Source organism: Arthrobacter sp. Y3221087, from assembly GCF_059089905.1.
The window spans coordinates 97,001-122,351 of the sequence record NZ_JBNHFE010000007.1 but is presented as its reverse complement, the minus strand read 5'-3'; the positions used below and the strand labels follow the sequence as shown (position 1 = coordinate 122,351).

23 protein-coding genes and 1 tRNA gene are annotated in these 25,351 nt (G+C 66.6%); 16 read left to right on the top strand and 8 right to left on the bottom strand.

The genetic code is table 11. From position 1 onward, the window contains the following. The first annotated feature begins 133 nt into the window (after positions 1-133). The 6 genes from AC5RUO_RS17415 (at position 134) to AC5RUO_RS17390 (ending at position 7,190) form a co-directional block, all read left to right on the top strand. Positions 134-634, top strand: coding sequence for an HNH endonuclease (locus AC5RUO_RS17415; protein WP_133352094.1), 501 nt, complete (start codon positions 134-136; stop codon positions 632-634). 52 nt (positions 635-686) lie between these two features. Continuing rightward, positions 687-1,361: a molybdenum cofactor guanylyltransferase gene (gene mobA / locus AC5RUO_RS17410; RefSeq protein ID WP_494104163.1), complete on the top strand. Its 675-nt coding sequence runs from the start codon at positions 687-689 to the stop codon at positions 1,359-1,361. A gap of 15 nt (positions 1,362-1,376) precedes the next feature. Continuing rightward, positions 1,377-1,670 (top strand): DUF6457 domain-containing protein, encoded by a 294-nt coding sequence (locus AC5RUO_RS17405; protein WP_165976987.1) that lies wholly within the window; start codon positions 1,377-1,379, stop codon positions 1,668-1,670. After that, complete coding sequence (locus tag AC5RUO_RS17400; protein WP_494104162.1) at positions 1,667-3,046, top strand: molybdopterin molybdotransferase MoeA; 1,380 nt, start codon at positions 1,667-1,669, stop codon at positions 3,044-3,046. The genes AC5RUO_RS17405 and AC5RUO_RS17400 overlap by 4 nt, the downstream gene beginning before the upstream one ends. A 114-nt stretch (positions 3,047-3,160) precedes the next feature. Beyond that, positions 3,161-4,039, top strand: a complete 879-nt coding sequence (gene fdhD / locus AC5RUO_RS17395; protein ID WP_494011698.1) for a formate dehydrogenase accessory sulfurtransferase FdhD — start codon at positions 3,161-3,163, stop codon at positions 4,037-4,039. Positions 4,040-4,157: 118 nt separating this feature from the next. Continuing rightward, entirely contained in the window at positions 4,158-7,190 is a 3,033-nt protein-coding gene (locus tag AC5RUO_RS17390; RefSeq protein WP_494011697.1) for an alpha-mannosidase, read from the top strand. Between the two features lie 192 nt (positions 7,191-7,382). Here the strand turns inward: AC5RUO_RS17390 and AC5RUO_RS17385 are convergent, their stop codons facing one another. Together AC5RUO_RS17385 and AC5RUO_RS17380 are read right to left on the bottom strand one after the other, a co-directional pair. Further along, positions 7,383-8,120: a hypothetical protein gene (locus AC5RUO_RS17385; RefSeq protein WP_494104161.1), complete on the bottom strand. Its 738-nt coding sequence runs from the start codon at positions 8,118-8,120 to the stop codon at positions 7,383-7,385. Continuing rightward, complete coding sequence (locus AC5RUO_RS17380; protein ID WP_494104160.1) at positions 8,117-8,854, bottom strand: hypothetical protein; 738 nt, start codon at positions 8,852-8,854, stop codon at positions 8,117-8,119. The genes AC5RUO_RS17385 and AC5RUO_RS17380 overlap by 4 nt, the downstream gene beginning before the upstream one ends. Before the next feature lie 236 nt (positions 8,855-9,090). Here AC5RUO_RS17380 and abc-f point away from each other — a divergent pair, with 236 nt between their 5' ends. After that, positions 9,091-10,758 (top strand): ribosomal protection-like ABC-F family protein, encoded by a 1,668-nt coding sequence (gene abc-f / locus AC5RUO_RS17375; protein WP_494011694.1) that lies wholly within the window; start codon positions 9,091-9,093, stop codon positions 10,756-10,758. A gap of 30 nt (positions 10,759-10,788) precedes the next feature. Next, positions 10,789-12,702: an ABC transporter ATP-binding protein gene (locus tag AC5RUO_RS17370; protein WP_494104159.1), complete on the top strand. Its 1,914-nt coding sequence runs from the start codon at positions 10,789-10,791 to the stop codon at positions 12,700-12,702. 19 nt (positions 12,703-12,721) lie between these two features. Here AC5RUO_RS17370 and AC5RUO_RS17365 read toward each other — a convergent pair whose 3' ends face one another. The 3 genes from AC5RUO_RS17365 to AC5RUO_RS17355 all read right to left on the bottom strand — a co-directional run bounded on the left by AC5RUO_RS17365 (position 12,722) and on the right by AC5RUO_RS17355 (position 13,712). Next, positions 12,722-13,150, bottom strand: a complete 429-nt coding sequence (locus AC5RUO_RS17365; protein ID WP_494104158.1) for an NUDIX hydrolase — start codon at positions 13,148-13,150, stop codon at positions 12,722-12,724. Further along, positions 13,147-13,638 carry a DUF6314 family protein gene (locus tag AC5RUO_RS17360; protein ID WP_494104157.1) on the bottom strand — a complete coding sequence of 164 codons (492 nt, stop codon included), beginning with the start codon at positions 13,636-13,638 and terminating at the stop codon, positions 13,147-13,149. The genes AC5RUO_RS17365 and AC5RUO_RS17360 overlap by 4 nt, the downstream gene beginning before the upstream one ends. Position 13,639: 1 nt before the next feature. After that, positions 13,640-13,712: transfer RNA gene (locus AC5RUO_RS17355), tRNA-Arg, on the bottom strand. A 77-nt stretch (positions 13,713-13,789) separates the two neighbouring features. Between AC5RUO_RS17355 and AC5RUO_RS17350 the strand changes: the two genes are divergently transcribed. Further along, complete coding sequence (locus AC5RUO_RS17350) at positions 13,790-14,548, top strand: DUF998 domain-containing protein (RefSeq protein WP_494104156.1); 759 nt, start codon at positions 13,790-13,792, stop codon at positions 14,546-14,548. On the opposite strand, the gene AC5RUO_RS17345 is transcribed toward AC5RUO_RS17350, so the two are convergent. Continuing rightward, entirely contained in the window at positions 14,541-15,170 is a 630-nt protein-coding gene (locus AC5RUO_RS17345) for a hypothetical protein (protein ID WP_494104155.1), read from the bottom strand. The two genes, AC5RUO_RS17350 and AC5RUO_RS17345, sit on opposite strands and share 8 nt — an antisense overlap. 32 nt (positions 15,171-15,202) lie before the next feature. Between AC5RUO_RS17345 and AC5RUO_RS17340 the strand changes: the two genes are divergently transcribed. From AC5RUO_RS17340 to sucD, 6 genes are all read left to right on the top strand, one after another. Next, positions 15,203-16,033 (top strand): inositol monophosphatase family protein, encoded by an 831-nt coding sequence (locus AC5RUO_RS17340; protein ID WP_494104154.1) that lies wholly within the window; start codon positions 15,203-15,205, stop codon positions 16,031-16,033. Positions 16,034-16,129: 96 nt separating this feature from the next. Then, positions 16,130-18,652, top strand: coding sequence for a DNA helicase PcrA (pcrA, locus tag AC5RUO_RS17335; protein WP_494104177.1), 2,523 nt, complete (start codon positions 16,130-16,132; stop codon positions 18,650-18,652). A 106-nt stretch (positions 18,653-18,758) separates the two neighbouring features. After that, entirely contained in the window at positions 18,759-19,739 is a 981-nt protein-coding gene (locus AC5RUO_RS17330; protein ID WP_494104153.1) for a glycosyltransferase family protein, read from the top strand. Positions 19,740-19,824: 85 nt separating this feature from the next. Beyond that, positions 19,825-20,532 (top strand): hypothetical protein, encoded by a 708-nt coding sequence (locus AC5RUO_RS17325; protein WP_494104152.1) that lies wholly within the window; start codon positions 19,825-19,827, stop codon positions 20,530-20,532. A gap of 223 nt (positions 20,533-20,755) precedes the next feature. Then, on the top strand, positions 20,756-21,925 hold the full coding sequence (sucC, locus tag AC5RUO_RS17320) for an ADP-forming succinate--CoA ligase subunit beta (protein ID WP_494104151.1): 1,170 nt from the start codon (positions 20,756-20,758) through the stop codon (positions 21,923-21,925). An 11-nt stretch (positions 21,926-21,936) separates the two neighbouring features. Further along, on the top strand, positions 21,937-22,839 hold the full coding sequence (gene sucD, locus AC5RUO_RS17315; RefSeq protein ID WP_494011683.1) for a succinate--CoA ligase subunit alpha: 903 nt from the start codon (positions 21,937-21,939) through the stop codon (positions 22,837-22,839). Between the two features lie 147 nt (positions 22,840-22,986). On the opposite strand, the gene AC5RUO_RS17310 is transcribed toward sucD, so the two are convergent. After that, positions 22,987-23,469, bottom strand: a complete 483-nt coding sequence (locus AC5RUO_RS17310) for an SRPBCC family protein (protein ID WP_494011682.1) — start codon at positions 23,467-23,469, stop codon at positions 22,987-22,989. Continuing rightward, positions 23,466-23,825, bottom strand: coding sequence for an ArsR/SmtB family transcription factor (locus tag AC5RUO_RS17305; protein WP_494011681.1), 360 nt, complete (start codon positions 23,823-23,825; stop codon positions 23,466-23,468). The genes AC5RUO_RS17310 and AC5RUO_RS17305 overlap by 4 nt, the downstream gene beginning before the upstream one ends. Positions 23,826-24,206: 381 nt before the next feature. Here AC5RUO_RS17305 and AC5RUO_RS17300 point away from each other — a divergent pair, with 381 nt between their 5' ends. After that, entirely contained in the window at positions 24,207-25,340 is a 1,134-nt protein-coding gene (locus AC5RUO_RS17300) for an LOG family protein (protein ID WP_494104150.1), read from the top strand. Positions 25,341-25,351: the final 11 nt, after the last annotated feature.

Genomic DNA, 25,351 nt, shown 5'->3' with positions numbered 1-25,351 from the left:
ATGCCTTCCCGAGGGCGATTAGCTGATAGTGCGCTTCTGTGTTTACTCTTGTGGTGTCGATCCATAGCCCGGACATGCCGAGGGCAGCCGGCCCTCGTGCCCCTGACGGGTGCGGCCGTGAAGAGGTACGTGCATGCGCACTCTCGTTCTGAATGCTGGATATGAACCGCTGGCGGTTGTCACTTTCCGCCGGGCGCTGGTGCTTGTGCTCACGGGCAAGGCGAGCGTGGTGGCCGAAGGGGACGACCCCGTGGTAGGTCCACAGGAAATACTGGGCCGTCCCTCGGTGATCCTCCTCAACCGCTACATCCGCCCGCGCTACAACCAGGCCACCGCCGTCAGCCGGCGGGGTGTGCTGAGACGGGACGGGCACAAGTGTGCCTACTGCGGCAAGGCTGCGCACACGATCGACCATGTCCACCCAAAATCACGCGGCGGAGCCGACTCCTGGGAAAACCTGGTGGCTGCCTGCCTCCGCTGCAACAACGCCAAGGGTGACCATACGCCCGCGGAAATGGGCTGGAAGCTGCGCTTCGTTCCGGAGCCTCCGCGCGGCACCATCTGGCAGATCAAGGAGCTGGAGAAGCCCACCCCCGCGTGGGACCCCTTCCTGCTGCCCGAGCGCGCTGCCTGACCGGTCCTTCCCTGTTTGTGCGTCCCTGCCTGCCGCTGGCTAGGCTGGAACGGTGCAAGAGCCAATGCCGCATTTCGATGCCTTGATCCTCGCCGGAGGCCGGTCCTCCCGGCTGGGCGGAGTACCGAAACAGCACCTGCTTTTCCGCGGTGCCACCTTGCTGGAACGATCCCTTGATGCGGCGTCCGGTGCCCGCCGGACTGTGGTGGTCGGTCCGGATCCGGGGCGCCTGCCGGAGGGCGTTTTGTCCTGCCGGGAGCAGCCAGAGTTTGCAGGCCCCGCCGCCGCCATTGCTGCGGGGCTGGAGGTGCTGTCAAGGGCTGGCAGCGAAGCGGAGTACACGCTGGTGCTGGCCTGCGACATGCCGTTGGTGTCGGACGCCGTGGCCCGCCTCTCCTCTGCGCTGGCAGCGGACCTGGCTGGCGGCGGTGCCGGCAGGCCCGACGTGGTTATGGCCGCATCTGACGATGGCACTCCCCAAGGCAGGGCCCAGCCGCTGGCGGGTTTTTACCGCACGGCTGGGCTAAAAAAAGCCGTGCACGAGCTTGCCGCCAGGGGAGCCTTAATCAACGGCTCTGTCCGCTCCCTCCTTGCTAGTCTGGACGTGCAGCTTGTCACCGTATCCGCCGCCTCAACAGCTGATGTGGATACGTGGGACGATGCTGCCGCGCTAGGGATTTCCGCCGGCCACCAGGACGATGACCAGGGCCGGCGCAGCCGCAGTTAACTTGGGAGGCAGTTCATGAAAAGCCAGGAAGAGACGCTGGAGGAATGGTGCAGGTCACTGCTCCAGGCCTATGAACTCGAAGACGTCCAGGTGGATGTCAATGCCATTCTCTCGCTCGCCGGAGTGGCTGCCCACTCCGTGGTGCGCCCGGCCGCCCCGCTGACCACTTTCATTGCAGGCTACGCCGCCGGCCTCGCCTCAGGGGCAGGCCGGGCAACAGACGCCGCCTCCATGGACTCGGCCCTCGCCGTGGCCCGCTCCCTGGCCGCCGACTACGATGCTGAAGCCGCCGGGACCCCCGGCGAATGACGGAGGAGGCCCCTTCTTCAGAAGCCGGCGAAGCCGAAGGGCAGGACGCGCATCACCATCTCGCCCACACCTGGGAAGAAGCCCGGCAGGCCGCTTTTGATGCCGCCACGCCGATCCCTGCCGGGCCCGTAGCGCTCGGCTTGGCCCTTGGACGCAGGCTGGACCAGGACATTGTGGCACTGCAGGATATGCCCCACTATGCGTCCTCCGCGATGGACGGGTGGGTAGTCAACGGGACAGGGCCTTGGATTCCGGCGGAGCCGGGGACAAGGCTGGCGCCGCACCAGGCCAGCCCGATCGTGACAGGCGGCCTGATACCCCCCGGAGGCAAGGCCGTCCTTCGCAGCGAGAATGCCGTGCTGGGCAAAGACGACGACGGTCTGCCGATCCTGACGACGGGCGGCAATGCCCGCCCCGGCGAGCCCCGGATGGGGCAGCATATCCGGAAGGCGGGCGAGGAAGCCATGGAGGGTGACCTCCTGGTCGCTGCCGGAGTGGAGCTGAATCCGGCCCATCTGGCCCTCGCTGCCCTCGCGGGGTATGACGAGCTGCGTGTGCAGGGCAAACCGCTGGTGCGGCTCCTGCTGACGGGCTCCGAGGTGGTGGCGCAGGGACTTCCCGTTCCGGGCAAGGTGCGGGACACGTTCGGTCCGCAGCTTCCTGCGGTGGTCACGATGCTGGGCGGCCTCGCCGGCGGCCAGCAAAAGATCGGTGACTCCTACCAGGAATGGCTCGCCGCCCTGGAGGATGTGGTCCCGGAGGTGCCAGGCGTGCCGGACCTGCCCGCCGACGTCGTGATTACCACAGGCGGGACCGGCCGCTCCGGTACTGACCACCTGCGCAGGGCGGTGGCCGAACTGGGCGGGCGGCTCCTGGTGGATGGCGTGGCCATGCGGCCCGGGCATCCCGCCGTGCTGGCTGAGCTGCCGGACGGCCGGTTCGTGCTGGGGCTGCCGGGCAATCCGCTGGCCGCGATGATGGCGCTGTGCACGGTGGGTGCTCCACTGCTCGCTGCGCTGGGCCACGGAACCATGCCGGCCGTGCAGCAGGTTCCCTCCGGCACAGTGATCGAACCCGATCCCGGGCGCACGCGGCTGATGCCCTTCCGCCTCCTGTACGGCATGGCGTCGCCGGCCCAGCACGCGGGTCCGGGGATGATGCGGGGACTGGCTTCGGCTGACGGCGTGATGGTGGTGCCGCCGCATGGGGTGCAGTTGGGGGAGCCCGTGCCGGCTTTTGCGCTGCCGTGGGGTCCGCCCATTCCCGAGCCGGCGGACACCCCCGCCAAAGCGAAGCCGAAGAGCAGCCGGGCCGGCCGGGCCGCGGGTAAGCCGGGTCCTGCCGGCCCGGTGGACTGGAGCGCCCTGCTTGGCTAGGCAGTATTCCCCCCGACCGGAAAGAGTCCCCGCAGGACGTTTAGGGCAAACCCGCGCTCCAGTTGAGCGGGGGCACTGCGGTTGCAATGATTGAGTTATGAACAGGCAGGAAGCATGGGACGCGTAACCCAGCGCCGGAAGGTGCACAAGTATCTGCTGGACGGCTCGCCAAAGGCCCTCGAGTTTCCGGTACGGCACCGGGAAGACGTCCTGGCGGTGGAGGAACCGCTGGAAATCCGGCTGGGACGGATGTCCTTCTCCGTCACCATGCGTACTCCCGGCGACGACTTTGACCTGGTGGCGGGATTCCTGGTGTCCGAGGGCGTCATCTGGAGTGCCGACCAACTGGTGTCCCTCCGGTTCTGCGCCGGCGAGGACGAAAACGGCATGCAGACCTTCAACGTGGTGGAAGCCCAGCTGCGGCCCGACGTCCCCCTCCCGGACACGGGACGCAACGTCTACACCTCCAGTTCCTGCGGTATCTGCGGTACGGACTCCATCGACTCGGTCCGGAAATCCTCGCACTACAGCCCCCAGGACGATCCGGTCACCGTGGACGCCCACGTGCTTGCGTCGCTGCCGGCGCTGCTGCGGGAATCCCAGCGCGTCTTTGAGGAAACCGGGGGAGTGCACGCGGCCGGGCTTTTCAGGATTGCGGACGACGGCGGGGTCCAGCTTCTGTGCCTCCGTGAGGACGTGGGGCGGCATAACGCCGTGGACAAGGTGGTGGGCTGGGCCCTGCGCGAAGGCCTCCTTCCACTGCGCGGCACAGTGCTGCAGGTCTCCGGCCGGGCATCCTTTGAACTGGTGCAGAAAGCTGCCCTGGCGGGAATCCCTGTACTCTCCGCGGTCAGCGCGCCATCCAGCCTGGCGGTGGAACTTGCCGAGGCGAGCGGCCTGACGCTGGCCGGCTTCAGCCGGGGAACCAGCCTCAACGTATACGCCGGCGATGCCCGGGTGCTCAGGCCGGCGGCGGAAGTGCCTGCGTCCTGAGGCGGCTGCAGATGGCCACGGATCATTCTGGAGGGGTTGGATAAGAGGCTACTAGCGGGTAGATTTGTCCATCGAATGGACACCATGGTCCACTTCCAAACTCTAAAGAAGGCACACATTGCATGACGACCGCCGGATAACGGAAGTCCGCCTCGAGAGGTTCGTGCGTGAGCGCATCACCCCTTCCGTCTACGGCCGGAGCCTTCCCCTTGCCTTGAGCAGCTGGGATGTGCCGGATGAGCCGGTCCCTGCGCTGGAGGCCATGCGGCAGGAATTCCTCCCGCAGGAGCATGGTGCTGCCTGGGGCAAACCGTGGGGCACCAAGTGGCTTCGACTCCAGGGTGAGGTCCCTGAGTCATGGGGCACCGAGCCGGACACCACGGTGGAAGTGGTGGTGGACTTGGGCTTCACCATCGAGACGCCTGGTTTCCAGTGCGAGGGCATTGCCTGGCGGCCGGACGGAACCATCATCAAGGCCGTCTCCCCGCGCAACCAGTACATCCCGTTGAAGCTGCTGGGTGGCGGCATGGCAGTGGACTTCTATGTGGAAGCCGCCGCCAATCCTGACGTTGCCCAGGGCTGGTCCTTTGCCGCAACACCCTACGGGGACAAGTCCACTGCCGGAACGGCGCCGCAGTACCGGTTGGGGACCATTGCGATCGCTGAACTGAACCAGACTGTGTGGGAGCTCCAGCAGGACGTCTGGACCCTCGCGGGACTGATGGAGCAACTGCCGCTGGAGCTTCCCCGCCGGCACGAAATCCTCCGCGCCCTTGAACGCATGATGGACGTCATGGACCCGGATGATGTTGCCGGAACGGCGGCGGCCGGCCGCGAAGCTCTCGCCGGCGTCCTGGCCAGGCCCGCCTACGCATCCGCCCACCAGCTGGTTGCCACCGGCCATGCCCACATCGATTCCGCCTGGCTGTGGCCGGTCAGGGAAACCATGCGCAAATGCGCGCGGACCTTTTCCAATGTTGTGTCCCTGATGGACGACAACCCGGGCTTCGTCTTCTCCTGCTCATCCGCGCAGCAGCTGGCGTGGATCAAGGAGTTCTACCCTGAACTCTTCAGCAGGATCCGCGAAAAGGTCCGTTCCGGCCAGTTCGTGCCCGTGGGCGGCATGTGGGTGGAATCGGACACCAACATGCCCGGCGGCGAGGCCATGGCCCGCCAGTTCGTGGAGGGCAAGAGCTTCTTCCTGTCGGAGTTCGGCATCGAATGCCGGGAAGCATGGCTGCCGGATTCGTTCGGGTACTCTGCAGCACTTCCCCAGATCGTGAAGTCCGCAGGGAGCCGCTGGTTCCTGACCCAGAAGATCTCCTGGAACCAGACCAACCGGATGCCGCACCACACCTTCAACTGGGAGGGCATCGACGGCACCCGGCTCTTCACCCACTTCCCGCCGGTGGACACCTACAACTCCGAACTCAGCGGGCGGGAACTGGCCCACGCCGAACGGAACTATCGGGACCACGGCAGGGGAACAGTGTCCCTGGTGCCGTTCGGCTTTGGCGACGGCGGCGGCGGACCTACCCGGGAGATGCTTGCTGCGGCGGCCCGCACCGCCGACCTCGAGGGCTCGCCGAAGGTGCGGATCGGGTCTGCGGAGAGTTTCTTCCGGCAGGCCGAACAGGACTACACCGCGCTGCCCGTCTGGGTGGGTGAGATGTACCTTGAGCTGCATCGCGGAACGTACACCAGCCAGGCCCGGACCAAGAAGGGCAACCGGCGCAGCGAGCACCTGTTGCGGGAGGCCGAACTGTGGTGCGCCACGGCTGCGGTCCGGACGGACGGCGCCTGTGCCTACCCGGCAGCTGAGCTCAAGCGCCTGTGGCGGCTGGTGCTGCTGCAGCAGTTCCACGACATCCTTCCCGGCAGCTCCATCGCCTGGGTCCACCAGGATGCGGAGCGCAACTACCAGGCGATCGAAGCCGGGCTGGAAGCACTGATCGGCCAGGCCGCTTCCGCGGTGCTGGGTACGGGGGAACGGAAGTTCCTCCTCAATGCCGCCCCGCATGCCAGGGACGGCGTGCCCGCCCTGGCGGCGGCAGAGCCGGACATTCATTCCGAAGCCGTCAGCGCAACGGCCGAAGGGGGCGGATACGTCCTGGACAACGGGGTTATCCGCGCGGTGCTGGACGGCAATGGCCTCCTGACGTCCCTGCGGGATTATGCCAGCGGCCGGGAAGCCATTGCCCCGGACCAGTACGGCAACCTGCTGGAGCTGCACCGGGATACCCCCAATGAGTGGGATGCCTGGGACATCGACGAGTTCTACCGGCGCAACGTCACTGCACTGACCAGCGCGGAATCGGTCCGGTTGGAAAGAGAGGGCGGAACCGCCGTCGTGGTGGTGGAACGGCTGGCTGGAGCCTCTGCGATCACCCAGCGGATAGCGCTCGAGCCGGGCAGCCCCTCGCTGTCCATCACCACCTCCGTGGACTGGCAGGAACGGGAGAAGCTGCTGAAGCTGGGGTTCGCCCTGGACGTCCGGGCAGACCGCTCGGCTGCCGAGACGCAGTTCGGGCACGTTTTCCGGCCCACCCACACCAACACGTCCTGGGAAGCAGCGAAATTCGAGATCTGCGCGCACCGGTGGATCCACGTTGCCGAACCCGGCTACGGGGTGGCGGTCTCCAACGCGTCCACCTACGGCCATGACGTGGCCCGGAACATCCGGGAGTCCGACGGCGGCACCACCACCACCGTGCGCCTGTCCCTGCTGCGGGCGCCCAAGTTCCCGGACCCGGAGTCGGACCGCGGGCTTCACGACCTGACCGTCACCATCCGGCCCGGCGCCGGCATTGCCGAGGCTGTCCAGGAGGGCTACCGCACCAACCTCGCACCCCGGATAGTCCATGGGGCCGCGCCGGTTGAGCCGTTGTTTTCTGTGACCAACCCGGCCCTGGTGATCGAAGCCGTCAAGCTTGCCGAGGATGGCTCCGGCGATGTGATCGTCAGGCTGTACGAATCGTTGGGGCAGCGCTCCGCCGGGCGCGTCACTGCCAATTTCGCGGCAGCGTCTGTCCGCGCCGTGGACCTGCTGGAGCGCGATGCCCAGGCGCCGGGAGTGGAGGCCGGGGCCGGCGTTGCTGCCCTGCAGCTCCGCCCGTTCCAGCTGGTCACGCTGAGGTTCGCCCGCGGGTAAGGGAACAGGCCTTAAATAGGCTGAGTGGGGGCGGTCCCCAACGGCCGCCACCACTCATCCCCCCAATGTGTGCAAAGGCCCCCGGGACAGGAGGCGTTCAAGAATTTATCCCCGTTCGTAAACGCCGCTCGGTCCCACCTTCACACATTCATGATTGTTTCACATTCTAATGAATTTGTGAAAGCTGCCTTGTTACTTTTCGGTAGATGTCCTTGGCCTGCCGATGCTCTTTCCGCTTTTCACCCGTGCGGCCCAAATCAGGGCGAGCCCGATCACGAAGCACAGCACCGCCGTGTAGTTCACGACGAACTCCACGGCGTCCCAGGAGCGGGGGATGAACGGGAACAGCAGTGACAGGGCGATGGCAACTCCGCCCAGTGCCAGGAGCCCGGCCGCTATTCGTATAAGGATGGGCAGGCGGCTGCGCACGGCACGGACCATGGCGGGCAACAGCACCAGCGAAACATAGGATGGGTAAGCCCGGCCCGCCGCCCCGTAGTACTCCACCAGGACAGCGTTGCGGGCGTCCCGCCGGGCCGGGCCCATGAGCCCTGCCGACGATCCGGCGGTATCCATGAGGAAGAACACGGCCACCATCACCACGGAAATGACCAGCAGCACCATCATGCCGGCCCTTCCGGTGATCAGCCGGTAAGCGCCCTCGGCACCAAATCCCTTGGTGACGCGGATGCCCAGGAAGAAGATGGTGGCGAAGATGACGAACCGCAGCAGGAGGTTGGCCAGGTTGATCCCGCCCAGTGCCTGGTCGATAACCACATAGGGCGCCTCGATGCTCAGCAGGATGGCAAGGGTCATCAAGGCGAAGATGTAGAAGGGCGACCGGTTTTCACCCCGCAGCAGGCTGGGTATCCGCGCTATGGCGGTAAGGCCGCAGACGGCCAGCGTGGTCCATTGCAGGATTTCAATCATCCCAGGTTCTCCCAGATCTTTTCTGTCTGTGCTTGGTCCTGCTCCTGGCGCCGCAACACCTTGCCCAGCGCCTGGAGCCTGTCACCGGCAAGGGTGGTCAGGTCGCCGTCGGACATGCTGTCCAGGGCCGCCTGGCGCGCACCCGGCGGCCAGCCTGCCTCTTCCTCCGTCACCAGCCCTGTGGCCACCAGGCCCCCTGTGGGTCCCACTCCGGCCGCCCGCGACGTTGCAAGGGCAAGTTCCGGGGAGAGCCGGTTGGCAGTCAGCTGGGCGGAGTAGTTCTGGGGTGCCACCCCGGTGGCAGCCGAGACGCGGTGCCGCACCTCGCCGTCGTCTATGGCGTCAACCCAGTTCTTCACCGAGGTGGGGTGCGGGGCGGGGCTAAGGGCCGGCGGTTGCGGTCTGGGGTTTCCCGCGGGATCCATAGCGGGGCGCGCCAACGCCGCCTGCAGCAGGTCCGGGGTGGAGATCTGGCTGATCAGCTCGCAGCGCGTGGGCGGCGGGAGCGGGCCAGCCAGTTCACGGAAGTCTTCGAAATACGCCAATGCGGCGACGGGATTGACGTTGAAGGCCCGGGCGATGCCGACCACGGTTGTCACGGAGACCTTGCCCCTGACCAGCTGCTGGGCGAGCGTTGTCCTTTTGATCCCGGAGACCCTGCAGACGTCTGCGGTGCTGGCATCGGGGGCGATGCCTTGCAGCCAGCGCTGGAACGCCTTGGCAGGAAGGGTCATGGGCTGCTCTCTGCAGAACGGACGGTGAATCAATTTTAGCGTGCCGCGAACCCGGCCGATTTTACCGCCGATGCTGTTTCGACTATGCTTGATGGTCGAGCCCGTTGGTCCGTACACCCCCCAAGTCCGGACCAGCGGGTTCTTTCATGCCCTGCGTCCGGCATCCCAGGTATTCCGCAGGCGGCGCCGGCCTGGTCCGGCAGGAAACCGGGCTGTACCGGTGAAAGGATGGACCAATGACTGCAACCCTCGTTGCCAAGGACATCGCGGGCGGGCATGACCACCGCCAGCTCTTCGCAGGACTTTCCCTGACCGTCGCGCCCGGCGATGTTGTGGGAGTGGTTGGAGCCAACGGGGCAGGCAAGACAACACTGCTGCGGATCCTCGCCGGCGCGGACCAGCCGCAGGCCGGGGCCGTAAGCCTGGCTCCGGCGGACGCGTTTGTGGGCTGGCTTCCCCAGGAGCACGAGCGGGTGCCGGGAGAGACCGTGGCCGGCTACATCGCCCGCCGTACGGGCTGCGCGCAGGCCACCGCCGAAATGGAATCCACGGCAGAGGCATTAGGCAGCGGCGCACCGGGCGCCGACGATGCGTACGCCCGGGCTTTCGACCGGTGGATGGCCTCCGGCGCCGCCGACCTAGACGACCGCATCCCGGCCGTCCTTGCCGATCTTGGCCTGGAAGCGGGCGCAGACGCCCCCATGACCGGCCTTTCCGGCGGCCAGGCCGCCCGGGTTGCGCTGGCTGCCCTGCTGCTGAGCCGGTTCGACGTGGTGCTCCTGGACGAGCCCACCAACGACCTGGACCTGGCCGGGCTCGCACGGCTGGAGGACTTCGTGAAGGGGCTGCGCGGCGGCGTGGTCCTGGTCAGCCACGACCGCGAGTTCCTGGCCCGCTGCGTCACCACCGTGGTGGAGCTGGACCAGGCACAGAACGCCGTCTCCGTGTACGACGGCGGGTATGACGCCTACCTGGAGGAACGTGCAGTCGCGCGCCGCCAGGCCCGGGAGAAGTACGAGGAGTTCGCCGCCACGAAGGCGGACCTGGTGTCCCGTGCCCGGACGCAGCGGGAGTGGAGCTCCCAGGGCGTCCGCAACGCCATGCGGAAGAGCCCGGACAACGACAAGATCCGCCGCGCGGCCAGCACGGAGTCCTCGGAAAAGCAGGCGCAGAAGGTCCGGCAGATGGAATCCCGGATCGCGCGGCTGGATGCGGTGGAGGAACCGCGGAAGGAATGGCAGCTGCAGTTCTCCATCGGCCAGGCCCCGCGGTCAAGTTCTGTGGTGGCCACCCTCCGCGAGGCCGAGGTCCGCCTGGGCGGGTTTACCTTGGGACCGGTCAACCTGCAGCTGAACGCGGGGGAGCGGATCGGCATCACCGGTCCCAACGGTGCAGGCAAGTCCACGCTGCTCCGTCTCCTCCTCGGCGCCGTTGAGCCCGACGCAGGCAGCGCGTCCATGGGCGCCTCCGTTGCCATTGGCGAGATTGACCAGGCACGCGGGCTGCTGCAGGGGCACCTGGCCCTCGCTGACGCCGTCGGGGAAGTCCTTGGCGACATGACCCCGGCGGAGGTCCGCACCCTGCTGGCCAAGTTCGGCCTGAAGGCCGACCACACCGGGCGGCCCGTTGATTCCCTCTCGCCCGGGGAACGCACCCGGGCCGCGCTGGCCCTGCTCCAGGCGCGCGGCGTGAACCTGCTGGTCCTGGATGAACCCACCAACCACCTCGACCTGCCCGCCATCGAGCAGCTCGAAGAGGCCCTGGACAGCTACGACGGCGCCCTCCTCCTGGTGACCCACGACCGCAGGCTGCTCGAGAACGTGCGGCTGGATGTACGTTGGGAACTGGACAACGGCACGGTCACCGAGCAGCACATCTCAAGCAGCATGAGGACCGACAGTTAGGGAACAACTTTTGACCGCGGAGCAGTATCGATGAGCATGGAACAGGTTGCCCGGGGTTCCCTTTACAACCTCGTCAGGGCCAAGAGCGGATCCAAGCCGTTCTCCAAGGAAACCCTCAAGCGGGTCCTGGCTTTTGCCCGGCCGCACCGCGGCAAACTGCTGGCCTTCGTTGCCATGTCCGTTGCGATGGCCTTCCTTGCCGTGGCAACCCCGGTCCTGGCCGGCCAAGTGGTGGACGCCATCGTGGCGCGCGCCAGCGAGGGCGAGGTCATCCGGCTGGCCCTGCTGATCGCCGTCGTCGCCGTTGCCGAGGCGGGCCTGGGGCTGGTCAACCGCTGGCTGTCGTCCACCATCGGCGAAGGCGTGATCCTCGACCTGCGCACACGCGTCTTTGACCATGTGCAGAAAATGCCGATCGCCTTCTTCACCCGCACCCGGACCGGCGCCCTGGTCAGCCGCCTGAACAATGACGTCATCGGAGCACAGTCGGCATTCGCCGGGACCCTGTCCGGCGTGGTCAGCAACGTGGTGGCCCTGGTCCTGACCCTGGCGGTCATGCTGGGCACCTCGTGGCAGGTGACGGTCCTGGCCCTGGTCCTGCTGCCCGTGTTCCTGGTCCCCGCCCGGCGGATGGGCTCCAAGCTGGCAGACCTGCGCCGTGAGGCGGCCGAACACAATGCGGCCATGGGCACCCAGATGACCGAACGCTTCTCCGCCCCGGGCGCCACGCTGGTCAAGCTGTTCGGCCGGCCCGCGGACGAATCCCGGGAGTTCGCCGTCCGCGCCGGCAGGGTCCGCGACATCGGCATCCGGACAGCCATGCTGCAGTTCACTTTCGTGACGGCACTGACCCTGGTATCCGCCCTTGCCCTGGCGCTGGTCTACGGACTGGGCGGCTGGTTTGCCATTACCGGCCAGCTGGCCGCGGGCGACGTGGTGGTCCTGGCTCTGCTGCTCACCCGGCTGTACGCTCCGCTGACGGCGCTGTCCAACGCAAGGGTGGAGATCATGAGCGCCCTGGTCAGCTTTGAACGCGTTTTTGAGATCCTGGACCTCAAGCCGCTGATCCAGCAGAAGCCCGGCGCCGTTCCGGTTCCGCCGGGCCCGGTGTCCGTAGAGTTCGACGACGTCCGCTTCGCCTACCCGTCCGCGGACAAGGTCTCACTGGCCTCGTTGGAGGAAGTGTCCACCCTGGACACCCGGGGCGGCGAGGAAGTGCTGCACGGCATCAGCTTCCGGGTGGAACCCGGCCAGACGGTGGCGCTGGTCGGGTCCTCCGGCGCCGGCAAGTCCACCATTGCCCAGCTGCTGGCCCGGCTGTACGACGTCGATTCCGGCGCCATCCGGCTGGGCGGCAGCGTGCCGGGCTCCGGCTTGGACCTGCGGGATGCCACCTTCGACTCCCTCCGGGACACGCTGGGCATGGTCACCCAGGACGGCCACCTCTTCCACGAGACCATCGCCTCCAACCTGCGCCTGGCCCGGCCCGACGCCACCGAGAAGGACATGTGGGACGTCATCCGGCAGGCGCGGCTGGAAACGATGATCCGGTCCCTGCCGGACGGGCTGGAGACCGTGGTGGGGGAGCGCGGCTACCGGCTCTCGGGCGGCGAGCGCCAACGCCTCACCATTGCCCGGCTGCTGATCGCCCAGCCCCGGGTGGTCATCCTGGACGAAGCCACCGCGGCGCTGGACTCCACCAACGAGGCGGCCGTGCAGGCAGCCCTGGGCGCCGCACTCGAGGGGCGCACCGCCGTCGTGATTGCCCACAGGCTGTCCACCATCCGCGCCGCCGACGCCATCCTGGTGGTGGAGGACGGTCGGATCGTGGAGCGGGGCACCCATACCGAGCTGCTCGCCGCGGACGGCCGCTACGCGGAGCTGTACCGCACCCAGTTCGCGGAGGCCACCGCCGTGGCGCAGGAGGCGGTTCCCGAGCTGTAGCCTTCCGCCGTGGCGCCGGCTACGCGCCTGCGTCCCGCGCCGCGGCCAGTTCCGGAAGGATATGGTCCGTCAGCAGCGGTGCCAGGTCTGGAGGCAGGGCCTCCCCGCTGTGGAGGGCAGCCAGGTCCAGCCAGCGGATCTCGGCGATTTCTGCGGACGGGTGGGCATGCCAGGTGCCGGGCGCGCGGAACACGGTGGCTTCGATATCCGTGGCGGCCTCGTTCGCGGCGTCCGCGATCCAGACGCCCATCAGCTCCAGGTCCTGCGGATCGATCACGATGCCCACCTCTTCCGCAAGCTCACGGGCTGCCGCCTGGACAGCTGATTCGCCGGGCTCCGGTTTGCCCCCGGGATGCATGAACATGCCCGTGCCCCGCTTGCGGACGGTCAGGAGCCGGCCGGAGGGATCGAACACGCAGACGGCGGACACCACAATCCGGGCCTTCATGCGGCAACGCCCCGGACCAGGTGCGATGTCAGCAGCAGGTCCTTGCGGGGGCCGGACACGTCCCAGCTGTAGCTGAAGCGGCCAGGGCCTTCAAAGGTGTAGGCCACGCGGTAGGTATCGGGATCGCACCAGTGGTTGTCCAGGTTGGCTTGCGGGGTGAAGCTCATCCGGTGGAAGGGCCGTCCGTCGGGAAAGAACACGTCCAGGGCGTCGGGCTGCCCGGCGGGCCGCAGCAGGTACTCCCGGAAGGCTGGCCCGGTGAAGGAGGGCCAGCGCACGGTGCCTTCTTCGCGGAAGGCCAGGCCGCCGTCGTCATCCGGGACGAAACGTACGACGCCGGTGAAGGTTCCGCGGGTGCCGCTGGCCCGGTCCAGCAATTCACGTTCAACCGTCCACAGGCCGCCCGCCACCGTGCTGCCGGCGGGGCTGCGCCCGCCGGTGCCGAGCAGGTAGGCGCGGAGGTTCAACTCCCGGGGATCAGGGTTCAAGTGCCCTCGATTGGATTCGAACCAACGACACCGGCTTTAGGAGAGCCGTGCTCTATCCACTGAGCTACGAGGGCTGGCATCCGATGACCGGCGGACCGGCTCGAACACGGTTACAAGCATACAAGGTGCCGGGCCGTACTACGCTCAAGGCATGAGTCCAGCACCGTCCACGGCGCCAGCGGCGGCGTTCATTCCGGATACCGCGTCCACCCGGCAGTACATCGGTGCGTGGTCGGTTTTGAGCGTGCTGCAGTATTTTGCCGCCGAAGCTGCGGTGATCGCGGCGTGGGCAGGCCCCCGGCCCTATGACCTGCGGACCGGCTACATCAGCGACCTGGGTGCCCTGAACTGTGGCATCTTCGACGGGCGGGAGGTGTGTTCCCCGCTGAACTGGCTGATGAACGCCTCCTTTGTGGTCCAGGGTTTGGGGATGCTGCTGGGCGCAATCCTGCTGAGCTCGGGCCTGTTGTGCGTGGCGGCGCGGGCGGGTGCGCGCGTCCAGCCGGGCCCCAGCAGGCCCTGGCTCGCGGCTCTCTGGGTGCGGATCCTAACCGGAACAGCCGGGGCGGGCACCGTCATTGTGGGGCTGGTTCCCGAGGACGCCGGCTCCGGCTGGCACTTCACCGGTGCCGTCATGTACTTCCTTGCCGGCGCCGCGGCGTTGCTGGTGCTCGGCATCCTCTGGCTGCGGAAATCGGGCATGGCCTGGTTCATCCTGGTCTGCGGCGGGGTTTCCCTGGCCGCGCTGGTGACCGGCGGCCTGACCCGGATGGGCATTCCCGAGCCCGGCACGCTGGAGCGCCTCATGGGCTACCCCGTTACCGTGGGCATGGCGACGGCGGGCCTTGTGATTGCGCAGCGGGTGCACCGGCACCGGAAGCAGGTCCGGGCGGCAGCGGCCGTCAGCTAGCGGCCTTCCTGCCCCGCGCCTTCAGCAGCACAGCTGCGGCGGCTGCGAGCAGGCTCAGCACCAAAAGGACCCACCCGGCAACGGTGAGGCCGGACGCCAGGGCCACCTGCCCGGCGTCGGGCGCTTCCGCAGCGAGCACGCCGTCAATGGCAACGTTGCCCCAGAGCCGGACCACCACGAACAGCAGCGGCAACGCCCACAGCGCCCAGCGGAGTGCCTTGCGGGCGACTTTGGTACCGATCAGCAGCAGCCACGTGAAGCCGAAGATCAGCGGAAACAGCGTGCCGGCGGTCTCATGGACGTAGTTGAGCTGGCCGCGCGCGTCAGCGTCCATCGCCGCCTTGAGCTGGCTGATGTAGGGCGGGTCAAACCCGCCGATGAGCGAGTCCGGCATCGCCAGCCCGCCGGTCAGCTGCCGGAGCTGGTCCAGGGTCAGCAGGTGCAGGTACCAGAACAGGAACAGGCTGGCCACGACGCCGGCGACCAGGATCAGGTTGCTGTTGCTCTGGGCTTTTTCAGGTGTCCGGCTGGTGGTCGGGTTGATCACCGGCGGCAAATGGTGCTGCGGCACGGCCGCCTTGGCGCCGTGCTTCTTGATCCGCTGGGCAGGGGTCTTGGCCATGGCACCATTATTCCGCCCCATACACTGAAGCCATGACCATTGGCCGGCACAGCGCTGTTGAACTTGACCCTTCGTTGGATGACCACCAGCTGGCAGCAGCCCTGGTGCGGGAGGCCGGGCAGCTGGCGCTCCTGATGCGGATGGCAGGGCTGCAGTCCCAGCAGAAGACATCCATTTCGGACGTGGTGACGGCCGCGGACCACGCCGCCGAGGCCTACGTGCTGGAGCAGCTGCAGCGCTGCCGGCCCGAGGACGGCATCCTGGGTGAAGAGGGCGCTTCCGTACAGGGCAGCAGCGGCCGGACCTGGGTCATCGACCCCGTTGACGGCACCTACAACTTCCTGCACGGCTCCACGTACTGGTGCTCGGCGATTGCGCTGAAGGACGGAACCGACGTGCTGCTCGGGGCCATCTACCAGCCGGAGGAGGACAAGCTCTGGCTGGGCGGACGGTCGCACCCTGCCACCCTCAACGGCGAACCGCTCACGGTATTCCGCGACAACCGCGGCGAACGCAACGGAACGGCCGTCGCCGAACTCGGCGCCGCCACGTACATCCATCCCCGCTGGCTGAGGGATCCGATGTGCGCCATGCCCTGGCACGCCGCCGCCACTTCCGCCGCAACCCTGCGCATGCTGGGCTCCGGGTCCTGTGATCTGGGCAGGGTGGCGGACGGGCAGCTCGGCTGCTGGTTCCAGCACAGCTGCCCCGAATGGGACTGGCTGCCGGGCAAGGCCATCGTGCGTGCCGCCGGGGGCGCCGTGGACACGGTCCGGGTCAACGGCCTGGAATGGTTCATGGCAGGAGGCACGACGGCGGTGCGGGAGTTGCGTGCGGCCCTCAAGTCAGGGTCGGTGGCCTAAGCCGGGGACGGGGCAATGCCGGCAGATTCCGTGGCGTAATCCACAGGCCGGAAGTGCGTGTCGGTCCCACCGCCTAGACTTGTAGGCACCATGGATATGTTGTTTGACCCGTACTCTGACGGACCGTTCAAGGCCGCTCCCGCAGCTGCTGCCCGCACCAAGGCGCGCCCGGACGGCGTCGCCACGGCGGCCGGTCCGGGCGGCAGTGTCCCCGCCGGGATTCCTGCCGGCGGCCGGGAGGCAGGCGGCCCGCACCCCGGTGGCGGGCCCGACCGGCAGCACCCTGGCAAGTCCTGGCTCGACGCCGCCAAGCTCCTGGAGGGGCTCAACCCGCAGCAGGAGGAAGCGGTCAAGCACGCCGGTTCCGCGTTGCTGATCGTGGCCGGTGCAGGGTCCGGCAAGACCCGCGTCCTCAGTAACCGTATTGCCTACCTGATCGCCACCGGCCGTGCCCATCACGGTGAAATCCTGGCCATCACGTTCACCAACAAGGCCGCGGCGGAAATGCGGGAGCGCATCGAGGCGCTGGTGGGCGGACGCGCCAAGATCATGTGGATTTCAACGTTCCACTCGTCCTGTGTGCGGATCCTGCGCCAGGAAGCTGCGAATGTGGGCCTGAAGTCCAACTTCTCCATCTACGATTCCGCGGATTCCCTGCGGCTGGTCACCCAGGTGTCCAAGGCGCTGGACCTGGACCCCAAGAAGTTCGCCCCCAAGGCCATCCAGCACAAGATCTCGGCGCTCAAGAACGAGCTCATCGACGCAGATTCCTACGCCTCGGCCGCGAACTACAACGATCCCTTCGAACAGGCCGTTGCCGGGGTCTACAAGGGCTACACGCAGCGGCTCCGCCAGGCCAACGCCATGGACTTTGACGACCTCATCGCCGAGACCGTCTTCATGTTCCGCGCGTTCCCGGCGCTCGCCGAGTCCTACCGCCGCCGGTTCCGGCACGTCCTGGTGGACGAATACCAGGACACCAACCATGCGCAGTACGCCCTGGTGCGCGAGATCGTGGGGGAGGGACCCGGGGCGTCGGAGCTCACCGTGGTGGGCGACTCGGACCAGTCCATCTACGCCTTCCGTGGTGCAGACATCCGCAACATCGTCGAATTCGAGAAGGACTACCCCGAGGCCCGCACCATCAAGCTGGAGCAGAACTACCGCTCCACGCAGAACATCCTCAGTGCGGCCAACTCGGTCATCTCACGCAACCCCAACCGCCCCGAAAAGCGGCTGTGGACCGCAGAGGGGGAAGGCCACAAGATCATCGGCTACGTGGGCGAGAACGAGCACGACGAAGCCCAGTTCATCGCCAAGGAGATCGACCGGCTCCAGGACGAGGACAACCTGCGCCCGGGTGACGTCGCCATCTTCTACCGGACCAATGCCCAGTCCCGGTCCATTGAGGACGTCCTGGTCCGGGTGGGCCTGCCGTACAAGGTAGTGGGCGGCACCCGGTTCTACGAGCGCAAGGAAATCAAGGACGCCCTCGCGTACCTCCGGGTCCTGGTCAACCCCGACGACGACGTCAACCTCCGACGTGTCCTCAACGAACCCAAACGGGGGATCGGTGACCGCGCCGAAGGCGCGGTCGCCGCCCTTGCCCAGCGTGAGCGGATTTCGTTCATGGCCGCCGCCCGCCGCGCCGAACAGGCTCCGGGCATGGCCACCCGCTCCGTCAACGCCGTCCTTGGCTTCGTGAAGCTGCTGGACGACCTCGCCGAGGTGGCAGCCGGTTCCGGCGCCGCCTCCGCCCTCGAAGCGGTCCTGGAGCAAACCGGCTACCTGGCGGCATTGCGGGCAAGTAGCGATCCCCAGGATGAGTCCCGGGTGGAGAACCTGGCGGAACTCGTGGCCGTCGTCCGTGAATATGAGCGCGACAACCCGGAAGGGACCCTGGAGGCGTTCCTGGAGCAGGTGTCCCTGGTGGCCGACGCCGACCAGATCCCGGATGCCCCGGGCGCCGACATCGATTCCGCGGTGGCCGAGGCCAAACGCCTGGGCGTCGTCACCCTGATGACGCTCCACACCGCGAAGGGGCTTGAATTCCCCGTGGTGTTCCTGACCGGCATGGAGCACGGACTGTTCCCGCACCAGCGCTCGGCCACGGACCCCAAGGAACTGGCCGAAGAACGCAGGCTTGCATACGTGGGGCTCACCCGTGCGAGGAAGCGGCTCTACGTCACCCGATCTGAGGTCCGCAGCATGTGGGGCCAGAGCCAGTACAACCCCGCCAGCCAGTTCCTCGAGGAAATCCCCGCCGAACTCCTGGAGTGGAAGCGGGAAGGCACCAGCAGGCAGGCAGCCTGGAGCGGCGGCGGGTCCATCGGCTCCGGCAAGTACAGCGGATCCTTCTGGGGCGCGGGTACCTCCCGCGGTGCCGCTGCCGGCTTCGACGCCGACGTTCCCGCGGTCATCGCCCGGAACCGGGTGCAGCCGCAAAAGGAAATCATCGCCGTCACAGTGGGGGACAAGGTGAACCACACAAGCTTCGGCAACGGGACCGTCCTTGCCCTGGAAGGTGCCGGGGACAAGACCGTGGCCAAGGTGAAGTTCGACGTCGGCGAGAAGCGGCTCCTGCTCCGCTACGCGCCGCTGACCAAGCTGGACGCCTAGGAACGCCCAGGAACGGCGGGAGCGGGCCCTTGCCCGCTTCCGCTCGCCGGTATTACAGTTCAGGAACCCTTCCCCCAGCACCCGACCTCGAAGCCGGAGTGGGACCATGAACATCCTGTTCACGAGCCAGGCAATTGACGGCCACTTCAACCCGATGACGGGGGTGGCCATGAAGCTGAAGGAGCGCGGCCACGACGTCCGCTGGTACACAGGCCCGGTGTTTGCGGGAAAGCTGCGGGAACTTGGAATTCCGCACTTTCCCTTTAAGCGGGCGATTGAGCATCGGGCCGACAACCTCTTCGAGCTGTATCCGGAACGGGCCAAGCTCAAAGGTCCCCGCGCCATCGGCTTTGACGGCGAGAAAATATTCGCCAGCAACATCAGCAACTTCTTTGAGGACCTTCGGGACATCAACCAGGACTTTCCGCTTGATGCCCTGGTGGTGGACAGCTCCATGTTCGTCCAGCGGCTCGTGGCCCACCTCATGGCGAAGCCGGTGGTCAGCTTCGTGGTGATCCCCAACATGGAAAGCGATCCCCTGGTGCCCCCGCTGTTCTTCGGTTTCCGGCCGCCACGGAACCCCGCACAGAAGGTCCTTCAGGCAGCCGCCGGGCTGCTGTCGGACAAGGTCATCCTCCGCCCGGCGAGCCGGAGCTACCGGCATCAGCACAACCTCTACGGGCAGGAAGTTCCCAAAGGGGGCAGGCTGACGGACGAGCCCTACCGCTGCTCGGCGGCCATCATCCAGGCCGGCACCCTGTCCCTGGACTTCCCCCGGCGCAATATCAATCCCCGGGTCCACTACGTGGGGGCACTCCTGCCCTACCGGCGCCCCGATGCAACGCCGCAGGAACCGTTGCCGCTGGGATACGGCACAACAATTGTGGTCACCCAGGGGACCGTGGATAACGCCGACCAGAACAAGCTCATCAAGCCCGCGCTGGAGGCACTCAAGGAGCGTGGACTTTGCCGGTGCCGGCATCGACCTGCGGACCGACTCCCCATCGCCGGAGAAGACCCGAGCAGCCGTGCGTTCCATCCTGTCCGATCCGAAATGGAAAAACCGGGCGCAACAGATGCAGCATGATTTTGCCCGGCACGATCCTGCCCAGGCCGCAGCAGAAGTTATAGAAAGCGTGGGCGGATCCAGGAGCGTCGAGGCATGAAGCATAATGGGGGCCATGCGACGGACTGTTTGGGGGATGCTCGCCGCCCTTTTCCTGGCAGCTGCCACCGGGTGCACTGTCACCACTGAGGATCCCGGCTACGTGCCGCCGCCTCCGCCCGCGCCCATGGACCAGCTGGAACAGGCTGCCCTGGCCAACCCCCAGGATTTTTCGAACGGTGAGGACACCCTCTCGTTCATCACCGAAGACCGCACTGTGGCATGCTCCCTCACGTCCGCCCGGGGGGAGCACATCAACCTCCCGTATGAAACAAACGGCTACAGCGATTCGGCAAACAACAGGCTTGCCATCGTCCCGGTTGCGCACTGCGAACTGGCCACCTACCCCAAGCCCGGCGCGGACGACGTCAGGGACGACTGCGCCGGAACCGGGCTCGGCTATCTCGGCGGCGTTGCCCTGCTCACGCCGGACAAGGCCTGGTACGGGGAGTGCCGGTCCGGCGTCACACAAATGGAGGCGACCTACGGGCCCAAGGGCAGCGGCGCAGGTGCGCTGGCCCAGCTGCCGGTCCTGGCCGAGGGGCAGAACCTGGAACGCAACGGGCTGCGGTGCTCGGCCTACAACGGCGGCGTGGCATGCGGAAACGTCTCTGCCGGCGTCGGATTCTTCGTGTCACCCGGGCGCTACGAACTGATTCCCGGGCCCGAAGGAATGGCCTCCCCGGCACCGGCGGAGGCCCCAAAAACCCCGTAAATCCGCGGTTTTTCTACGCCTCATAGAATAGTGTCCTTACTCACATAAGCGGTAGTCTTGGACGGGCCGGTCCCCATGAAGGACTAGAGTTCCCAGAGGAGCATTACGCCGCGTGGCTCGTTTCCAGACAGGCCGCCGGTGCGTGCAATCCGCAGCCCGGTCATCGTCTATCGATGGTGTCCGACTGTATAGAAACTACTTCGACGTAGAAGGACACTAAACCGTGGACCTGTTTGAATACCAGGCGCGCGATATGTTCGAGGCGCACGGTGTACCCGTGCTGGCCGGCATCGTGGCGTACACCCCAGAAGAAGCAAAGGCAGCTGCCGAAAAGATTGGCGGCGTCACCGTCGTCAAGGCACAGGTCAAGATCGGCGGCCGCGGCAAGGCCGGCGGCGTGAAGGTCGCAAAGTCCGCTGACGAGGCACTCGAGCACGCCACCAACATCCTGGGCATGGACATCAAGGGCCACACCGTCAAAAAGGTGATGATTGCCCAGGGTGCGGACATCGCCGAGGAATTCTACTTCTCCGTCCTGCTGGACCGGGCCAACCGCAACTACCTGGCCATGTGCTCGGTTGAAGGCGGCATGGACATCGAGCAGCTCGCCGTCGAACGCCCGGAGGCGCTGGCCAAGGTTGCCATCGACCCCGCCGTTGGCATCGACCAGGCTAAGGCGGACGAAATCGTCGCCACGGCCGGCTTCGCTGAGGAACTGCGCGGCAAGGTGGCCGACGTCATCCTCAAGCTCTGGGACGTCTTCAAGAAGGAAGACGCAACCCTGGTGGAGGTCAACCCGCTCGTCAGGACCGGGGCCGGCGAGATCATCGCCCTTGACGGCAAGGTCTCCCTCGATGAGAACGCCGAGTTCCGCCACGCCAAGCACGCGCTGCTGGAGGACAAGGACGCTGCCGATCCCCTTGAGGCCAAGGCAAAGGCGCAGGACCTCAACTACGTCAAGCTCGACGGCGAAGTCGGCATCATCGGCAACGGCGCCGGCCTCGTGATGTCCACCCTCGACGTCGTTGCCTACGCCGGTGAAAACCACGGCAACGTCAAGCCCGCAAACTTCCTGGACATCGGCGGCGGAGCCTCCGCCGAGGTCATGGCTGCCGGCCTGGACGTCATCCTCGGCGATGAGCAGGTCAAGTCCGTGTTCGTCAACGTCTTCGGCGGCATCACCGCCTGCGACGCCGTGGCCAAGGGCATCGTCGGCGCGCTGGCCGAGCTCGGCCAGACCGCGAATAAGCCGCTGGTAGTCCGCCTTGACGGCAACAACGTCGAGGAAGGCCGCCGCATCCTGAACGAGGCCAACCACCCGCTGGTTACCCTGGCCGCCACCATGGACGAGGGCGCCGACAAGGCCGCCGAGCTCGCCAACGCAGCTAAGTAAAGGGACGCACCATGTCTATCTATCTGAACAAGGACTCCAAGGTCATCGTCCAGGGCATTACCGGCGGCGAAGGCACCAAGCACACCGCCCTGATGCTGAAGGCCGGAACCAACATTGTTGGCGGCGTCAACGCCCGCAAGGCCGGCACCACGGTGCTGCACGGCGACCAGGAAATCAACGTCTACGGCACCGTTAAGGAAGCCATGGCGGAAACCGGCGCCGACGTCTCCATCGTGTTCGTTCCGCCGGCCTTCACCAAGAACGCCGTTGTGGAAGCCATCGAAGCCGGCATCGGCCTCGTGGTTGTCATCACCGAGGGTGTTCCGGTCCAGGACTCCGCCGAATTCTGGGCACTTGCCCAGTCCAAGGTGGACGCCGACGGCAACCAGGTCACCCGTATCATCGGACCGAACTGCCCCGGCATCATCACTCCCGGCGAGGCTCTGGTGGGCATCACCCCCGCCAACATCACGGGCAAGGGCCCCATCGGCCTGGTTTCCAAGTCCGGGACCCTGACCTACCAGATGATGTACGAACTGCGCGACCTTGGCTTCTCCACCGCCATCGGCATCGGCGGTGACCCCGTCATCGGCACCACGCACATCGATGCCCTGGCCGCATTCGAGGCTGACCCCGAGACCAAGGCAATCGTCATGATCGGTGAGATCGGTGGCGACGCCGAGGAGCGTGCCGCCGACTTCATCAAGGCCAATGTCACCAAGCCGGTTGTCGGCTACGTGGCAGGCTTCACCGCTCCGGAAGGCAAGACCATGGGCCACGCCGGTGCCATCGTCTCCGGTTCCGCCGGTACCGCCCAGGCCAAGAAGGAAGCCCTCGAGGCTGCCGGCGTGAAGGTCGGCAAGACGCCGTCCGAGACCGCCAAGCTGCTGCGCGAGGTATACGCAGCCCTCTAGGCTTTCCTTGCAGACGCTGCGGGGTCACTCCCCGGCCGTTCCACTTTTCGGGGCGGCCGTGGAGGGGCCCCGCGTTTGTTTTAGGCACGACGATGGGCGGCGTCTTTCCCGGTGAGGCGCCGCCCGTCGTCGCCCTTCTGGCGCCCCTTAGACCTTGGCGCTGCTCAGCAACTCATCGAGCCGCTCGTAGCCCTCGCTCATGCCGCCCTCCATGCCGGACTGGGCCATCCCGTCCCGGGCTTCCTGGCTGGGGTAGACCGAGTGTCCACGGAGCCGGGTCCGGCCGTTTCCGAGGTCCTCGAACGTCATGAATTCCAGGCTGACCACGTCCGGGTATCCGCCGAACTCGAAGGTCTGGATGGCGAATTCGTTCTCGCGCACAGTGTGGAAGATGCCCTTGAACTCATAGGGGACACCTTCCGGTCCCGTGTGCAGGTAGCTGTAGCTGCCTCCGGTCCGGAAGTCGTAGTGGTCGATCTCCATCTTGTAGCCCCGCGGGCCGAGCCACTGCACAATCAAATCCGGCTCCTTGTGGGCCCGGAACACGTCCGCGACAGGGAAATCGAACTCGCGCTCGTAGTCGATGAAGGGCACACCTTCGGGAACGGAGAGCTTCAGTGCGTTGGTCATTTCTTGTCCTTTGCCTTGGCGCCGTCATGCCCGGCGCTGGATTGAAGCACGGCATCCAGGCTGCGGAACTGCCCCTCCCGGACCAGCCTGTACTGGTCGATCCAGGCGGTGAGCGCCTCCAGCCGTGCGGGATTCAGGTGGACGGGCCGGCGCTGGGCTTCCCTGGTGCGGGTGACCAGCTGCGCCTGCTCGAGGACCTGGATGTGCTTCGAAACTGCCTGCTTGGAAATTTCGAATGGTTCCGCCAATTCATTCACGGTGGCCGGGCCCCGGCTGAGCCGGGCAATGATGCTCCGCCGAACAGGATCGGCCAGGGCCATGAAGGCCGAGTCCAATGCCATGCTGTCGGAGTCCATACCAGCCTCTTAATCAACTAACCGCTTTATCAACCTTTTGGTTGTTTAACAGTACAACCAGCTTCCGAGGGATTCAAGACCCAAGCTTCCCCGGTTTCGAGCATGGACGCCTGGTATTCGTTGGCTGTTGTGGCGCTGATCCGCTGTGTGGTGGGTTTCCTGCCGCTGTTGGCGAGGTCGTCATACAGGCTGAACAGCTCCAGGGGCGGGGGCAAGGGCGCGTCCTGGCGACGAAAACAGCGCCTTGCAAAGCAACAGCGCAGGCTCATCCTTGCGGGCCTGCTTTTCGGCTACGACACCGGCGTGGTCTCCGGCGTCTTGCTGTACAGGAATGACTTCTGGTTACGCTGTGGAGATGAACAGCGGAAGGTGGCGGCGCGCATGAATCTCTCCGGAAACCTGGGCCCCAATCCCCACAGCCTGGAGGTGGAGGACCTCGAAAGTTTTGACCGGCTGGTATCCGCCGGCGCGGTTCACCTGCAGGGCTGGCATGCCCAGTCCCTGGACCTGCGCGGCAGGTCCACGGTTCTTGACGGCCTTGACGTGGCGGGCGCGCTGTTCATGGGCTGCATGTTCGACGACGGGGTGGAAGACGGCCTGCGGCGGCGCGGCGCGCTGATCTTTCCCCGGCTTGCGGGGGTGCCTTTCAACCCATACCGCTCCACGCTGTACTCGCCCGGGGAGCTCTACGCAGGCCTGGCGGAAGCGCGCTACGAGGACCTGCCCGACGCCCGGATCTACCAGTGGAGCGTCCAACCGGGGCTGCGCCACCGGGTGGACGCGACGCTGGCGTCTGCCCTGCACGACCATGCCATTGGTGACGCTCTGGAAGAACTGGCAGCATCCCCTCCCTGGTCCGGGCGCCCGACGGTGGGCGTCATGGGCGGACACGCGGCCCAGCGGGGCAGCGTGGACTATGCGGCGGCGGCAAGGCTCGGCAGCCTCCTGGCACAAAACGGATTCTCTGTTGCCACCGGCGGGGGACCGGGCGCCATGGAGGCGGCCAACCTTGGCGCCTACCTCAGCCAAGCGGACGACGGCGCGCTCCCGGCTGCGCTGGACATGCTCGCCGCCGTTCCCGGCTTCCGTCCCTCGGTCTCGGCGTGGGCACGCGCGGCGGCCGCCGTCGTCGAACGCTTTCCGGGCGGAACGCCGTCACTGGGAATCCCCACCTGGTTCTACGGCCACGAGCCGCCCAACTACTTCGCCACCGCCATCGCCAAGTACTTTGCCAATGCCATCCGCGAAGCCATCCTGCTGGAACTGTGCCAAGGCGGCATCGTCTTCCTGCCCGGAGCAGCAGGCACCATCCAGGAGATCTTCCAGGACGCCTGCGAGAACTACTACGGGGCCAGGGAGAAGGTCACGCCGATGATCCTGGTGGGCAGGCGCCACTGGGAACAGGAATATCCGGCGTGGCCCCTGCTGCGCAAGATGGCGTCGGGCCGGGCCATGGAAGAGCGGATATTCCTGGTGGACAGCGTGGACGAGGCCGTGGCAGTCCTCCGGGGTTAGCGGCGTCGAGT